Origin of the sequence: Enterococcus sp. CR-Ec1, from assembly GCF_002850555.1 — a bacterium.
Lineage (GTDB): Bacteria > Bacillota > Bacilli > Lactobacillales > Enterococcaceae > Enterococcus_D > Enterococcus_D entomosocium.
This window is the reverse complement of sequence record NZ_CP025223.1, coordinates 3,438,389-3,452,500: the sequence shown is the minus strand read 5'-3', so window position 1 is coordinate 3,452,500 and position 14,112 is coordinate 3,438,389. Positions and strand designations below refer to the sequence as shown.

At 45.1% G+C, this 14,112-nt stretch carries 10 protein-coding genes, 13 tRNA genes, 1 pseudogene, 1 riboswitch and 1 other annotated feature (1 of these 26 running past the window's edge); of the genes and pseudogenes, 19 read left to right on the top strand and 5 right to left on the bottom strand.

Translation table 11 applies throughout. From position 1 onward, the window contains the following. The 16 genes from CXM95_RS16570 to CXM95_RS16495 all read left to right on the top strand — a co-directional run. Positions 1–19: transfer RNA gene (locus CXM95_RS16570), tRNA-Met, on the top strand (it extends 55 nt beyond the left edge of the window). Positions 20–57: 38 nt separating this feature from the next. Further along, a tRNA-Asp gene (locus tag CXM95_RS16565) sits at positions 58–134 on the top strand. Position 135: 1 nt separating this feature from the next. Next, a tRNA-Gly gene (locus tag CXM95_RS16560) sits at positions 136–206 on the top strand. 17 nt (positions 207–223) lie between these two features. Beyond that, positions 224–297, top strand: a tRNA-Ile gene (locus CXM95_RS16555). A 21-nt stretch (positions 298–318) separates the two neighbouring features. After that, positions 319–406 (top strand) — tRNA-Ser (locus CXM95_RS16550). A 10-nt stretch (positions 407–416) separates the two neighbouring features. Further along, positions 417–488, top strand: a tRNA-Glu gene (locus tag CXM95_RS16545). A gap of 12 nt (positions 489–500) precedes the next feature. Continuing rightward, positions 501–590, top strand: a tRNA-Ser gene (locus CXM95_RS16540). Between the two features lie 66 nt (positions 591–656). Continuing rightward, positions 657–730: transfer RNA gene (locus CXM95_RS16535), tRNA-Met, on the top strand. A gap of 39 nt (positions 731–769) precedes the next feature. After that, positions 770–843: transfer RNA gene (locus tag CXM95_RS16530), tRNA-Asp, on the top strand. 8 nt (positions 844–851) lie between these two features. Further along, a tRNA-Phe gene (locus CXM95_RS16525) sits at positions 852–924 on the top strand. A gap of 7 nt (positions 925–931) precedes the next feature. Beyond that, a tRNA-Gly gene (locus CXM95_RS16520) sits at positions 932–1,002 on the top strand. A gap of 16 nt (positions 1,003–1,018) precedes the next feature. Further along, a tRNA-Ile gene (locus CXM95_RS16515) sits at positions 1,019–1,092 on the top strand. Between the two features lie 15 nt (positions 1,093–1,107). Next, positions 1,108–1,179: transfer RNA gene (locus tag CXM95_RS16510), tRNA-Glu, on the top strand. A gap of 91 nt (positions 1,180–1,270) precedes the next feature. Beyond that, a riboswitch (SMK box riboswitch) is annotated at positions 1,271–1,352 on the top strand. Then, on the top strand, positions 1,350–2,534 hold the full coding sequence (gene metK, locus CXM95_RS16505; RefSeq protein ID WP_060792588.1) for a methionine adenosyltransferase: 1,185 nt from the start codon (positions 1,350–1,352) through the stop codon (positions 2,532–2,534). (Overlaps the previous riboswitch by 3 nt.) Positions 2,535–2,600: 66 nt before the next feature. Continuing rightward, positions 2,601–4,058 (top strand): MDR family MFS transporter, encoded by a 1,458-nt coding sequence (locus CXM95_RS16500; RefSeq protein ID WP_086298745.1) that lies wholly within the window; start codon positions 2,601–2,603, stop codon positions 4,056–4,058. Positions 4,059–4,080: 22 nt separating this feature from the next. Continuing rightward, on the top strand, positions 4,081–4,860 hold the full coding sequence (locus CXM95_RS16495) for an alpha/beta hydrolase (RefSeq protein ID WP_005227672.1): 780 nt from the start codon (positions 4,081–4,083) through the stop codon (positions 4,858–4,860). Between the two features lie 24 nt (positions 4,861–4,884). Here CXM95_RS16495 and CXM95_RS16490 read toward each other — a convergent pair whose 3' ends face one another. The 3 genes and pseudogenes from CXM95_RS16490 to CXM95_RS16480 form a co-directional block, all read right to left on the bottom strand. Continuing rightward, the gene (locus CXM95_RS16490) at positions 4,885–5,463 is read right to left on the bottom strand and encodes a tRNA (mnm(5)s(2)U34)-methyltransferase (RefSeq protein WP_005233365.1); all 579 of its coding nucleotides are present in this window, start codon (positions 5,461–5,463) and stop codon (positions 4,885–4,887) included. Continuing rightward, a complete protein-coding gene (locus CXM95_RS16485) occupies positions 5,438–6,421 on the bottom strand; it encodes a TIGR01212 family radical SAM protein (RefSeq protein WP_016613000.1) in 984 nt (327 codons plus the stop codon). Before CXM95_RS16485 ends, CXM95_RS16490 begins: the two co-directional genes overlap by 26 nt. Before the next feature lie 14 nt (positions 6,422–6,435). Further along, positions 6,436–7,086: pseudogene (locus tag CXM95_RS16480) on the bottom strand (phosphatase PAP2 family protein). Between the two features lie 291 nt (positions 7,087–7,377). Here CXM95_RS16480 and CXM95_RS16475 point away from each other — a divergent pair. Further along, positions 7,378–9,078 carry a muramidase family protein gene (locus CXM95_RS16475; RefSeq protein ID WP_005233372.1) on the top strand — a complete coding sequence of 567 codons (1,701 nt, stop codon included), beginning with the start codon at positions 7,378–7,380 and terminating at the stop codon, positions 9,076–9,078. A 42-nt stretch (positions 9,079–9,120) separates the two neighbouring features. Beyond that, positions 9,121–9,340: a binding site (T-box leader), on the top strand. A gap of 86 nt (positions 9,341–9,426) precedes the next feature. Further along, positions 9,427–11,841 (top strand): leucine--tRNA ligase, encoded by a 2,415-nt coding sequence (gene leuS, locus CXM95_RS16470; protein WP_016620000.1) that lies wholly within the window; start codon positions 9,427–9,429, stop codon positions 11,839–11,841. Positions 11,842–11,947: 106 nt separating this feature from the next. Here the strand turns inward: leuS and CXM95_RS16465 are convergent, their stop codons facing one another. Continuing rightward, positions 11,948–12,178, bottom strand: coding sequence for a hypothetical protein (locus CXM95_RS16465; protein ID WP_005233376.1), 231 nt, complete (start codon positions 12,176–12,178; stop codon positions 11,948–11,950). Between the two features lie 220 nt (positions 12,179–12,398). Here CXM95_RS16465 and CXM95_RS16460 point away from each other — a divergent pair, with 220 nt between their 5' ends. Further along, positions 12,399–12,698, top strand: coding sequence for a DUF5960 family protein (locus CXM95_RS16460; RefSeq protein ID WP_008382014.1), 300 nt, complete (start codon positions 12,399–12,401; stop codon positions 12,696–12,698). Between the two features lie 98 nt (positions 12,699–12,796). Here the strand turns inward: CXM95_RS16460 and CXM95_RS16455 are convergent, their stop codons facing one another. Further along, positions 12,797–14,092: an ISL3 family transposase gene (locus CXM95_RS16455; RefSeq protein ID WP_101699437.1), complete on the bottom strand. Its 1,296-nt coding sequence runs from the start codon at positions 14,090–14,092 to the stop codon at positions 12,797–12,799. Positions 14,093–14,112 lie beyond the last annotated feature (20 nt).

The following is a 14,112-nucleotide window of genomic DNA, read 5'->3' as shown; positions in this document are numbered from 1 at the left end:
TCAAATCCTGCTCCCGCAATTGCTTTTGTTTTCAAAAGCGCAATAAAAGCTAAATATGGTTTGGTAGTTCAGTTGGTTAGAATGCCTGCCTGTCACGCAGGAGGTCGCGGGTTCGAGTCCCGTCCAGACCGCCATGCGGGTGTAGTTTAGTGGTAAAACCACAGCCTTCCAAGCTGTTGTCGCGAGTTCGATTCTCGTCACCCGCTTTAGCTTTTATTTTTTGGGGCCTATAGCTCAGCTGGTTAGAGCGCACGCCTGATAAGCGTGAGGTCGATGGTTCGAGTCCATTTAGGCCCATCAAAATGTAGTCATACATTTGGGGAAGTACTCAAGTGGCTGAAGAGGCGCCCCTGCTAAGGGTGTAGGTCGGGAAACCGGCGCGAGGGTTCAAATCCCTCCTTCTCCGTTTTTTTATTGGTCCGTTGGTCAAGTGGTTAAGACACCGCCCTTTCACGGCGGTAACACGGGTTCGAATCCCGTACGGATCATTTGTTACTTTTGGAGGATTACCCAAGTCCGGCTGAAGGGAACGGTCTTGAAAACCGTCAGGCGGGTAAAACCGTGCAAGGGTTCGAATCCCTTATCCTCCTTAACTGTCTCTTTTGTTGCGAGCAAAAGAATCACAGTCCTTTAATTACTGAAAAGTAATTACTTATCGCGGGATGGAGCAGTCTGGTAGCTCGTCGGGCTCATAACCCGAAGGTCGTAGGTTCAAATCCTGCTCCCGCAATCGCTTTGTTTAACGGCAAAGCAGCAATACAAAGCTTCTGGTTTGGTAGTTCAGTTGGTTAGAATGCCTGCCTGTCACGCAGGAGGTCGCGGGTTCGAGTCCCGTCCAGACCGTTGTTTTTGGCTCGGTAGCTCAGTTGGTAGAGCAATGGATTGAAGCTCCATGTGTCGGCAGTTCGATTCTGTCCCGCGCCATAGGAATGCGGGTGTAGTTTAGTGGTAAAACTACAGCCTTCCAAGCTGTTGTCGCGAGTTCGATTCTCGTCACCCGCTTTGCATTTTTTATTTGGGGCCTATAGCTCAGCTGGTTAGAGCGCACGCCTGATAAGCGTGAGGTCGATGGTTCGAGTCCATTTAGGCCCATTACATTTTCAAACTGGTCCGTTGGTCAAGCGGTTAAGACACCGCCCTTTCACGGCGGTAACACGGGTTCGAATCCCGTACGGATCATGCAAACACTCTTGAGAGTGTTTTTTTATTACCCAAAAATGATCTTTTTTATCATTTTTCAACTACGAAGGGTCAAAATTTGTTATAATCAGTCCGTTGCAAGTTCCCGAAAGGATTCGCAGCTGCGAAGATGCCTTGTAACCGAAACATATATTAGGGGGAATACAAAAATGACAGAGAAACACTTATTTACATCAGAGTCCGTATCAGAAGGACACCCAGACAAAGTAGCCGACCAAATCAGTGATGCCATCTTAGATGCGTTGCTTGCCGAAGATCCAATGGCTCGGGTTGCTTGTGAAACGTCAGTTACCACCGGATTGGTTTTAGTTTTTGGAGAAATTTCTACTTCTGCTTACGTAGATATCCAAAAAGTCGTCCGTGAAACCATCAAAGAAATCGGCTATACACGAGCAAAATTCGGCTTTGACGGCGATACGGTTGCTGTTTTAGTAGCGATCGATGAGCAATCACCAGATATCGCTCAAGGCGTTGACGATGCTTTAGAAAGTCGCGGAGAAACGGATAAAGAAGATATCGGTGCCGGTGACCAAGGCTTGATGTTTGGTTTTGCCGTTGATGAAACACCTGAATTGATGCCTTTACCAATCGCATTGAGTCATCGGTTAGTCCGTCGTTTAGCAGAGTTGCGTAAAAACAATGAACTAAGCTACTTGCGTCCAGATGCAAAATCGCAAGTAACTGTTGAATATGATGATAACGATCAACCACAAAGAGTGGACACCGTCGTTATTAGTACCCAGCATGATGATGCGGCTGATAATGAAATGATCCACCGTGATGTCATTGAAAAAGTGATCAAAGAAGTGATTCCTGCCGATCTTTTAGACGAGCAGACAAAATATTATATTAATCCTACTGGTCGTTTTGTGATCGGCGGTCCTCAAGGGGATGCCGGTTTGACAGGCAGAAAAATCATCGTTGATACTTATGGCGGCTATGCTCGTCATGGTGGCGGTGCGTTTTCTGGAAAAGACGCAACCAAAGTTGACCGTTCAGCCAGCTATGCGGCTCGCTACATTGCCAAAAACATCGTAGCAGCAAAGCTAGCCAAAAAAGTGGAAGTCCAATTAGCCTATGCGATCGGTGTGGCACAACCCGTGTCGATCAGCATCAACACTTTTGGTACCGGAACCGTCAGCAACGAGCGCTTGATCCAAGCGGTACGAGAAAACTTTGATTTGCGACCAGCAGGAATTATTGAAATGTTAGATTTGCGCCGTCCGATTTATCGTCAGACTGCCGCTTACGGACATTTCGGTCGTACAGATATCGATTTGCCATGGGAACGCACCGACAAGGTGGCGGCACTTTTGGCAAGTGTGAAGGATTAAAAGAGGCGACCTCTATTGATGACTATCAATAGGGGTTCTTTTTTTTGGAGTAAAAGGAGGAGTTACATGCGAACCAATGTAAAATTAGTCACTATTGCGGTCTTTGTCGCAACGTTTATGACCGCGATCGAAGGAACGATCATTACGACAGCGATGCCTACCATCGTTAGTTCATTGAAAGGAATCGAGATCATGAACTGGGTCTTCTCGATCTATCTTTTGACCAGTGCGATGTTGACCCCGATTTACGGCAAGTTTGCCGATAATATCGGCCGCAAACCAGTCTTTCTATTTGGTACGCTGCTGTTTATTATCGGGTCGGCGTTTTGTGGGATGGCCAACACAATGTTGACGTTGATCATTGCCAGAGCATTGCAAGGATTAGGCGCAGGGGCCATGATGCCCGTTGCCCTAACGATCATTGCGGACCTGTATCCCGTTGAAAAGCGGGCGAAAGTCTTAGGGCTCAATAGCACTGCTTGGGGGATCGCCAGTGTCGTTGGTCCCTTAGCCGGTGGATTGATCGTAGATACGATCGGGTGGCATTGGATCTTCTTTATCAACGTGCCCATCGGATTAGGGTTGATCGCTTTGATTTGGTTTTATTTTCATGAAGAAAAAAAGGCCTTTGCTGCAGTCAACATTGATTATGCAGGCAGTCTCTTGTTGATGTTGACGTTAGTAGGGCTCCTGCTAGGCTTCCAATTGCTTGGAGATTATGGGGTAAGTCTGCCTGTTATCGGTCTGTTCGTTTTTTCTGTCCTCACGTTTATCGGCTTCATTCGTGTGGAGAAAAAAGCAGCAGATCCGATTATTGATCTGAAGCTGTTCCACTCAAAATTGTTTGTGGTGGTCAACATCGTAGCAGCTTTGGCTAGCGGCTTCCTGATGGGGATCGATGTTTATATCCCAATGTGGATGCAAGGGGTCTTAGGCATGAGTGCGGGGATTGGCGGCCTTGTGTTGGCACCGTTGTCGATTTTATGGATGATTGGTTCCTTCTTAGCCAGCCGTTGGTTGACACAGCACAGTGTCAGCTGGGTCTTGACGGTTAGCTTGTTGATCACGGCTACCGGTGCTTTGTGGTTGTTTTTGACACCGGCACAGACTTCATTCTGGTTGTTCTTGGTCATTTCTTCTATTACGGGCGTCGGATTAGGGGCAACGATGGTGGTTTGTACCGTTACTGCCCAAACCAGCGTTGCACCCACCCAAGTCGGCGTGGCGACTTCTTTTAATACCCTGCTGCGAACGATCGGGCAAACCATTATGGTGGCGGTCTTCGGTATCGTTTTAAACACCAGCAATAGCGTGGGCTTGGCACAGGCGCAAGTCACTGATAGCAGTGTCATGAATCAGCTGGTAGATCCAGCCGCCGCGCGTCAGCTGCCAACAGCCTTATTAGGGCAATTACGGGAGATTCTTTATAGCGGTCTACACTGGGTTTTTGGGATCGGTGTTTTGTTGATTGTTTTAGCGATTGGTTTGACCCGCACGATTTCGCGAGAATCTGGTACAATATAAAAAAAGGATCGCAGGTGATTGTATGGCTTTTTTACAAGCAAATATCTATTCAAATGTTCTTGAAATGGAGGTAATGATCGATGTGATCTTGCCTCAAAGTACCAAGAAAAAAATCGGCACCCAAAGCCAATCGACGGGCACAGATCTCCCGGTGCTTTATTTATTGCATGGGATGAACGGAAATCATAGTGTTTGGCAGCGACGGACGTCGATCGAGCGGTATGCCGCAGAGTATCAACTAGCGGTCATCATGCCGTCTACTGATCTGGGGTGGTATACCGATACGACCTATGAGATGAAGTATTGGACTTTTATCGCCGAAGAATTACCACAGATTTGCCATGAGCTGTTTCCTCAGCTGACGCAAAAACGAGAAAAAACTTTTGCGGCTGGGCTTTCGATGGGGGGATATGGGGCAGTAAAACTCGGGCTGAGAAAGCCTGACCAGTTTGCGGCGGTAGCGTCTTTGTCTGGGGCATTAGCGCTGGCTGAAAGCATGGATTCCTTGCTGCAGCTGCGAAGCCAAGCTTATTGGGAAGGAATTTTTGGACCATTAGAGCAATTCAAAGGGTCAGAAAATGATTTGATCCATCTGATTGAGACCATCGATCCAAGCACAGCGCCGCGCTTTTTTATTAGCTGCGGAACCGAGGATCAGCTGTATCCGGCAAGTGAATATGCGGTGGATAAGCTGCAAAAACGCAAACTAGCCGTAACGTTTGAATCGGGAACTGGGGATCATGATTGGAATTTTTGGGATCAATGGATCCAACGAGTCCTGCAATGGCTTTTTAGTGAATAAAAAAACCATCAGTCGATCGACACCTTAACGTGCCGAGGACTGATGGTTTTTTCGTTCGATACAAAATAAGATCGGCGGCTGGTTGCGCTGATTGATAAATTGATAGGAAAGGACATTATATTCCTCTTGCGGCAGCTGCTGACAAAAGGAGTGGACTTCTTTCAGCTCTGCTTCGCCGCCAGCGTGTCCATAATAGCAGACGAGGATGATTCTACCTTTCGGGACTAAACGTGTCAGTAAAGCTTCTAAAGCCGTTTTCGTTGTATCAGGCAGCGTGATGATCGCTTTGTCCCCTTTCGGCAAGTAGCCTAAATTGAAAATGGCGGCGTGAACCGGACCACTCACAACATCTGCCAACGTCTCATGGCCTTGATGGATCAGCTGAACTTGCGGCAACAGCTCTTTTTCAGTCAAACGTTTTTTGGTGGCTTGGAGGGCTTGTTCTTGAATATCAAAAGCAAACACCTGACCAGTCGGCCCAACTAAGGAAGCCAGTAATTCCGTGTCAAAGCCGTTGCCCATCGTGGCATCAACAGCGGTATGTCCCGGTTGCACAACTTCTTTTAAAAGGGTGTGGCTATAGCGCATGGCGGTCGGAAGCATTGACAAGCTCCTTTCGCACGTTGAATTTCCCTTGATAGGAGTTGCGGCGTAGCATTTCTTGATCGATCTCATTCAAGACTTCCCATTTTTTCAAACTCCACATTGGACCTACCAGAGAATCCCATGGTGCATCGCCTGTCAAGCGATGAATGATGATCTCTGGGGGGATCATTTCTAACTGATCGCAGATCAATGACACATAGGTATCGCGCCGCATCAATTGCAAACGTCCCTCATGATAATCCCGCAGCATCCGAGTATTGCGCATCAAATGCAGCAGGTGCAGTTTGATGCCTTGGATATCAGAATCTTGAATGGTGCGGCGGACGTTTTCTTGCATCATCTCGATCGTCTCGCCTGGCAGGCCATTGATCAAATGGGTACAGACACGAATATTGTGTTTGCGCAGGCTGGCGACGCCGTCTAAGTAGGTTTGATAATCATGGGCGCGGTTGATGGCATTGCTCGTGGTTTCAAACGTCGTTTGCAGTCCTAATTCGACCCATAAATAAAAGCGTTGATTGAGCTCTGCCAGATAGTCAACGACATCTGCTGGTAAGCAGTCTGGTCGGGTCCCAATGGAGATCCCGACAACACCAGGTAGTGTCAGTACTTGCTCGAAGCGCTCGCGGATCACTGCCACCGGTGCGTGGGTGTTCGTAAAATTTTGAAAATAGACAATGTATTTGTCCACTTGCGGCCACTTTTTGTGCATCATGGCGATCTCTTTTTCAAACTGCTCTGGTAACGGGGCTTCAGGTGCTACGATCATATCGCCAGAGCCGGACACACTGCAAAATGTACAGCCGCCTTTGGCAACGGTGCCGTCACGATTGGGGCAGTCGAAGCCCGCATCGATGGGAACTTTAAAGATTTTTTCGCCAAATTCTTGCCGCAAAGCAAAGTTCCATGAATGGTATCGTTTGTTTTTATCTTCTGCATAAGGAAATGGATTCATTTTTTTACCTTCTTTTATAATTGTTTACGCGTGAAGCGCCAGACAAAACGTTTTTGCAAGTAGTAAGGGTAGGTCAACAGTAGCCAAGACAGGCCGACACAAAAACCGCCTAACACATCACTGGGAAAATGCACGCCAACATAGATGCGGCTGATGCCGATACAACTGATCAATAGGCCTAGCAGAATACGGAGTCCCCATTGCCAAAAAGGCTGCTTGAAGAAAACTGGGACCAAGAAGAGCAATGTCCCATAAAAAACCATACTGCCTGTCGAGTGTCCGCTGGGGAAACTAAAACTTGATTCCGTGACTAAGTGTTCAAGGGTTGGTCGCTCCCGTAAAAAGACCAGTTTGATCAATGGATTAAAGAGCCCGGCAATCCCGATGGTGCCGATACTGAGCCATAGTGCTTCTGCATAATATTTATTGATCACTAAAACGGCTAAAACAGCAAGAAAGAGCAAGATGATCGTGGTAGGATTCGCAAATTTTGTGACTCATAGAAAAAACGGTGTCCAAAACGGATAGCCGGTGCGGATGATGCGAGTCAAGGTTTCGTCAAAGGAGACCAACCAAGTAGGATAAAATTTCACGAGATAGCCGAGAAAAACGAACAGCAGTAAAAAGCAGCTGCCGGCAAATTGAAAATAAAGTTTTTTATGCATGGAAAAGCCTCGTTTCTAGAGAATTTCTGTCCCTTCAAGCAAAGAGACATCTAGAAGGTATTATAGCATTTATCGCAAGACGGAAAAAGCAGGGAACCATTCAGGGAGCATCCCACTGCCAAGGAATATTTTTCGTTGGGTTAAATACAAACTCTTCATTTCAATAAATGTTCGTTTGATTACAAAGAGTTTACAGTTTCTGAAATCGGCTCAAATACCTTTTATAAATTCTTAAGAAATTGTATACTAAACCTACGTTCACTATAAGGAAAAAACGGAGGAATAACGGACATGAACACGAGTCAATCAAGAAAAGTACATCGTCAAGCAGACCAATCGGGCGATAAGTATCGAGTGATCAAAAAAAGTGCAGTTGTTTTAGGAACGACACTGACTGCTTGCTCTGTTGTAGCTCCATTGGTGTCATCGGTTCAAGCAGAAGCCGTAGAGACCTCGATCGCCCAAGTTTCTACTAGCAATTTTGCCGCGCCGAATACTTCCGCATTTATTGCCGAAATCGCTACTTACGCTCAGCCCGTGGCACAAGCCAACGATTTATATGCTTCTGTGATGATCGCACAAGCCATTTTAGAAAGTGGTTGGGGCCGAAGCAGTTTATCAAAAGCACCGAATTATAATCTATTCGGGATCAAAGGCAGCTACAACGGTCAAACCGTTTATATGAGTACTTTGGAGTACTTGAACAATCAATGGTTGACTATGAATGAACCCTTTAAGCGCTACCCATCATACACGCAATCATTCGAAGATAACGCACGTACTTTACGCTCAACCTCTTTACAAAGCGGCGTTTCATATTATTCTGGCGCTTGGAAGAGCAATACGACTTCATATCTTGATGCAACCGCATGGCTAGCAGGCCGCTATGCGACTGCACCCAATTATGCTTCTTCCCTGAATGCAGTGATCCAACAATTTGGTTTGACGCAATACGACACACCTGCTTCTGGCAATGCCGGTGGTGGTGCCACAGCTAGCGCATCAACCAATACTACGACTACAACGGCGGCTGTCAGCACGAGCGGCAGTCAAACCTATACAGTCGCTTCGGGCGACTCTGTATGGTCGATCGCTAACAAACATGGCATCTCCATGGACCAGTTGCGCAGCTTGAACAACATCAAAAATGATTTTGTTTATCCAGGGCAAACGTTGAAAGTCAACGGCAGCACCCAAAGCACTTCGGCAACTTCTACGGTATCGATCGTCAATCGTAATACTTCAGCAACTACATCAGGCAACACCTATACCGTAGTTTCTGGTGATTCAGTCTGGTCGATCGCCAATAAACATGGGATTTCAATGGATCAATTCCGCAGTTTGAACAATATCAAAAATGACTTTGTCTACCCAGGACAAAAAGTTGTCGTCAGCGGTGGTTCGTCTACGAATACCAGCAGTACCACGACAGTCAGCACTGCATCAACTGCTAGCCAAAGCAGTGGCGGTACCTATACAGTGGCAGCGGGTGATTCAGTCTGGTCGATCGCCAACAAACATGGGATCTCCATGGATCAATTTCGCAGTTTGAACAATATCAAAAATGATTTTGTCTACCCAGGACAAAAAGTTGTCGTCAGTGGTAGTTCCGCAACGAGTACAAGTACAACAACGAGCACGACCGTCAGCAGCCAAACCAGCAGCAGTGCTGCAGGCAACACCTATACGGTGGCAGCGGGTGATTCAGTCTGGTCAGTTGCCAATAAACACGGGATTTCGATGGACCAATTCCGCAACTGGAACAACATCAAAAATGATTTTATCTATCCAGGACAAAAGGTGGTCGTCAAGCAAGGCGGCACAACAGCTACTACCAGCACTTCAGCGACAAATGGAACTTACAAGGTCGCATCGGGTGATTCCGTTTGGGGGATCGCAGATAAGTTTGGCATCACGACGGATCAATTTATTCAATGGAACAATATTCAAAATAACTTTATTTACCCAGGACAAACAGTTAGGGTAAAATAGATTGCTATTCCTAATGATTTTTGTTAGGATAAGTGCAAAGAAACTTTCACGTTTGAGAAGGAATAGTAGAAGTACGGTGGGACTTTTAGAGAGTGCATGGTTGGTGGAAATGCACAGCACACCTTTCGAACTCGTCTTCGAGTGATATCTGACTGAACCTGATTTGGCTAGGCAGATACGGCGATGGCCGTTAAAACATCGAGGTCTGCTTTTTTGAGGAGCAGATAAACTTAGGTGGTACCACGTTGATAACGTCCTATAAAAATCATAGCGATTTTTATAGGACTTTTTTTAAGTTTTGCTGGTTGATTTGACGAGCAAAGCACCAATTTTTAGGAGGAGTCCATCGTGAATTACAATCACAAAGAAATCGAAAAAAAATGGCAAAAATATTGGGCAAAGAAAAATGAGTTCAACACCCATGATGAGCCGGACAAACCAAAATTTTATGCGCTAGATATGTTCCCATATCCATCCGGACAAGGATTACATGTCGGACATCCAGAAGGCTATACGGCTACGGATATCTTGAGCCGCTTCAAACGCAGCCAAGGGTACAATGTACTGCACCCAATGGGCTGGGATGCCTTTGGTCTGCCTGCCGAACAATATGCACTAGATACAGGAAATGATCCAGCGGAATTTACGAAGAAAAATATTGAGACCTTCCGCCGTCAAATCAATGCGCTAGGGTTCAGCTATGACTGGAATCGTGAAATCAATACGACAGATCCTGAATATTACAAGTGGACCCAATGGATCTTTACCAAGCTTTATGAAAAAGGGTTAGCTTATGAAGCCGAAGTTCCGGTAAATTGGGTACCAGAGCTTGGAACTGTGATCGCCAATGAAGAAGTCATTGACGGCAAGAGCGAACGGGGCGGCTATGATGTGATCCGCAAACCGATGCGCCAATGGATGCTAAAAATCACGGCATATGCTGATCGTTTGTTGGACGATTTAGAAGAAGTTGATTGGCCAGAAAGCATCAAAGAAATGCAACGCAATTGGATCGGACGTTCTGTCGGAGCCAACGTAACGTTTAAAGTGGCAGGGATGGAAAAAGACTTTACCGTCTTTACGACTCGCCCAGATACCTTGTTTGGTGCGACCTACGCTGTATTGGCACCAGAACATGAGCTAGTGGCTCAAATCACTACCCCAGAACAAAAAGCAGCCATTGATGCCTATGTAGAAGAAGCATCGAAAAAATCTGATTTGAACCGAACAGATTTGGCCAAAGAAAAAACCGGTGTCTTCACTGGTGCCTATGCCATCAATCCCGTGAATGGCAAAGAGATCCCGATTTGGATCGCCGATTACGTTTTGGCTTCTTATGGAACAGGTGCGATCATGGCGGTTCCTGCCCATGACGAACGTGACCACGAATTTGCCAAAACATTCGGTTTAGAGATCATTCCTGTATTGGCAGGGGGCAACGTGGAAGAATCTGCCTATACCGAAGATGGACTGCATATCAATTCAGACTTTTTGGATGGGCTAGACAAAGAGACCGCCATTGAAAAAATGGTCGCATGGTTGGAAGAAAACCATGTTGGGAAAAAAGAAGTCAGCTATCGTCTTCGCGATTGGTTGTTCTCTCGCCAACGGTATTGGGGTGAACCAATCCCAATCATCCATTGGGAAGATGGGACGACCACAGCGCTTGCTGAAGATCAGCTGCCATTGCGTTTGCCAAAAACCGACAATATCAAACCAAGCGGTACCGGGGAATCGCCATTAGCTAATGTCACGGATTGGGTCAATGTCACCGATCCAGAAACTGGGAAAAAAGGACGTCGCGAAACCAATACGATGCCACAATGGGCAGGAAGCTCATGGTATTTCTTACGCTTTATCGATCCTCATAATAAGTCTGTTTTGGCAGACTATGATAAATTGAAACGCTGGATGCCAGTCGATATTTATATCGGTGGGGCGGAACACGCTGTCTTGCATTTGCTTTATGCTCGCTTCTGGCATAAATTCTTGTATGATATCGGTGTCGTACCAACGAAAGAACCATTTGAAAAATTGTTCAACCAAGGGATGATCCTTGGGGAAAACAATGAAAAAATGTCGAAATCCCGCGGCAACGTCGTCAATCCAGATGATGTCATCAATCAATACGGTGCAGATACTTTGCGTCTATATGAAATGTTTATGGGACCATTGGATGCATCGATCGCCTGGAATGAGAATGGCCTTGAAGGCAGTCGCAAATTCTTGGATCGCGTGTGGCGCTTGATCGTCGATGAAAATGGCAAAATGCGCGACCGCATCACGACATTCAACGATGGAAAATTGTCGAAGGTGTATAACCAAACGGTTAAAAAAGTGACGGAAGATTATGAACAGCTGCATTTCAATACGGCGATTTCCCAATTGATGGTCTTCGTCAATGAAGCGTATAAAGCTGATGCCTTACCTTACGAGTATGTCGAAGGATTTGTGCAGCTATTGGCTCCAATCGCACCGCATATCGGTGAAGAGCTCTGGTCGATCCTCGGGAATGACCATGGGATCTCTTATGTGCCTTGGCCAACCTATGACGAAAGTGCCCTAGTGGAAGATGAGATCGAAGTCGTCTTTCAAGTCAACGGCAAAGTTCGTGCCAAAGCAATGGTTCCAGCAGACGCAGAAAAAGCAGTGCTTGAACAATTGGCCCAAGAAAACGAACTTGTCCAAGAACAGCTCCAAGGAAAAACGATCCGCAAAGTGATCGTCGTACCCAATAAATTGGTTAATATCGTTGCAAACTAAACGCTAAAAAAGTAGCTGCCTAACAGGACAATGGTCTGTTAGGCAGCTTTTTGGTAGCGACAAAGAAAAAAAGTGTTACTGAGTGGTTCTCAGCAACACTTTTTTGTTATTTTTTGCGAATGATCCCATAGAACAAAGCGGCTGTTGCGACCAATGGAATCAAGATCACTAGTAGAAAGCCGTTTGGATACGTAGCGCGAGTGAAAATTTCTGATGAAGCATCACTTCCGCCAAATAGATGATTGGAAATCATGAACTGAGCCATCATAGCAACGATTGCGACAAAACCAATTGCAGCACCAGTACCGACGAATAATTTTTTCTTTGCGTTGTTCATTACATTTGCCCCTTTTATAGTCTCTATGTATCATTATACAAAATTTGGATACGTGTTCAATCTGATTTTGTCAAATAATTGATTCGTAATACACTTGAAATGTTTCTGACATATTTAAGCGCTAAAAAAGCCAAATTTCCGCTTGTTAGCGATCATATTATTCGCTGATCCTCACAGACTCTCGTATAATAAAGAAAGAGAAAAGAAAGAGGGGACTTACATGGAGTATCAATCATTTGAAGGCCAAACGGCTTTTTTTGAAGATTATGCACGGATTGCCAAACCTGGCTATGAAGAAGAGGCAGTCACTGCCGATGTCTTGGAACAGTTGAATCAACAATTAACAGAAGAAGAGCTGTTTTACCGTTTAGCAGCCGAAGATGCCAAAGAAGGGCAAGTCTTTTTGTTTCCTTTCAGCAAGCGAATGTTTACCGAAGACCTTGACGCTGCCATTTCAACAGAATTCCGTTATGATGGCGCACCCTATGTCTATGAGACTTACGAAGATGAACAACCTTAATCACACAGGAAAAAAGGGCTCTTTGTCAATAAGGACTGATGAGTTGTGCAAAATCAAATCTGGGTCAGAATGAACCGCATTCTGGCTCAGATTTTTTGTTATCTTACATTGATTAATTGATTGATCAAAAAGATTCTAATTCTCATGTTCTCGAATGATTTAAATCCGTAGGATACTCGTTTCATTGTCTTTATGTGGGTATTCTTCGCTTCTATTTTTCCATTGGAATAAGGATAGATCATTGCGTTGGTGATGCCTTCTTCATAGGTCAGAAGGTTTTGAAGCTTCTCCCGAAAGCCGTCATCTAACGTTTCGGGAAGTTCTGCCAATATGCAGAAAAATAAGTCAGGGTCTTTGTCTCGAAAGGCTTCAACTAATTCATGAAAAAAGGGATACGCCTCCTTCAGGGGCGTAGAAAACTCAAGCAATCGATCAATCATCATTGCTTCAGTAAGAAATGGGTATTTTGGTGCTCGGAAACTTTTCCATGTTTTGTATTCATAATGGTTGATGTTTGCACGATTTTTTAGCAAAAAGCGCCAGTTCTTTTTCAGTTTTTCTGCCTGGCTTTTCTGTCCTACTTTACGAAGTTCATTCATTTCACGGATACGCAACCCATTGAACGCTTGATTCATGTGTTTGACAATATGAAACCGATCAATCACTATTTTCGCATTTGGCAGAACACGTTTGGTGAGCTGGAAGTAGGCAGCGTTCATGTCTGTAACCAAGAATTCTACTTCTTCTGGATTGGTACAACCTAAGAAATAGCTTGTTAATCGAGGTAATTTACGCGTAGGCAAAACATCTATTAATTTTCCTGTTTCGCCATCTGCGCAAATAAAGCTCATTTTATCTTCTATGGAAGCATGCGAACGAAATTCATCAACCATCAATACTCTGGGGAGAATCTTCTTAGATTGCTTTGGTAAATAGCTTTTAAACTCTTTCAATGTACGAATAACGGTGGTCAAAGATACCTGACAGCTTTTCGCAATAAAAGATAAAGATACTTTTTCAGTCAGTAAAGAAGCAATTTTATATCTAACATGATTTGCGATTGAATGTCTGGGTTGGACAAAATAACTTTGAGCAGTCCAATGGGTTCGGCAGTTTTTACAGGTATAGCGCTGTTTTTTTAGGCGCATAACCAAAGGCATATGATTGTATTGTTCAAAACGGACAATCGTTTCCTTCTTCCCATTTTTCACTATAATTGCTTTCCCGTTTCCATCTACCACAGTAGAACCACAACTTCTACAAGCACGAGGAGCAGGCGAGAGAACAGCATCGACGACCAACGTCTTTTTCTTCTGAAGGGTCTCGTAAGAGACCTCTATAATCATCAAATCTTTCTCTATTATTCTCAGCATTTTTTTGATAGAATCATTCATATAGCATATCGTCCTCTCAG

Coding starts and splice junctions, on each gene's coding strand:
- CXM95_RS16490 (WP_005233365.1), bottom strand. CDS start 5,463: ATGCTTCCGACCGCCATGCGCTATAGCCACACCCTTTTAAAAGAAGTT.
- CXM95_RS16495 (WP_005227672.1), top strand. CDS start 4,081: ATGGCTTTTTTACAAGCAAATATCTATTCAAATGTTCTTGAAATGGAG.
- CXM95_RS16465 (WP_005233376.1), bottom strand. CDS start 12,178: ATGAACAACGCAAAGAAAAAATTATTCGTCGGTACTGGTGCTGCAATT.
- CXM95_RS16460 (WP_008382014.1), top strand. CDS start 12,399: ATGGAGTATCAATCATTTGAAGGCCAAACGGCTTTTTTTGAAGATTAT.
- CXM95_RS16455 (WP_101699437.1), bottom strand. CDS start 14,092: ATGAATGATTCTATCAAAAAAATGCTGAGAATAATAGAGAAAGATTTG.
- metK (WP_060792588.1), top strand. CDS start 1,350: ATGACAGAGAAACACTTATTTACATCAGAGTCCGTATCAGAAGGACAC.
- CXM95_RS16475 (WP_005233372.1), top strand. CDS start 7,378: ATGAACACGAGTCAATCAAGAAAAGTACATCGTCAAGCAGACCAATCG.
- CXM95_RS16500 (WP_086298745.1), top strand. CDS start 2,601: ATGCGAACCAATGTAAAATTAGTCACTATTGCGGTCTTTGTCGCAACG.
- CXM95_RS16485 (WP_016613000.1), bottom strand. CDS start 6,421: ATGAATCCATTTCCTTATGCAGAAGATAAAAACAAACGATACCATTCA.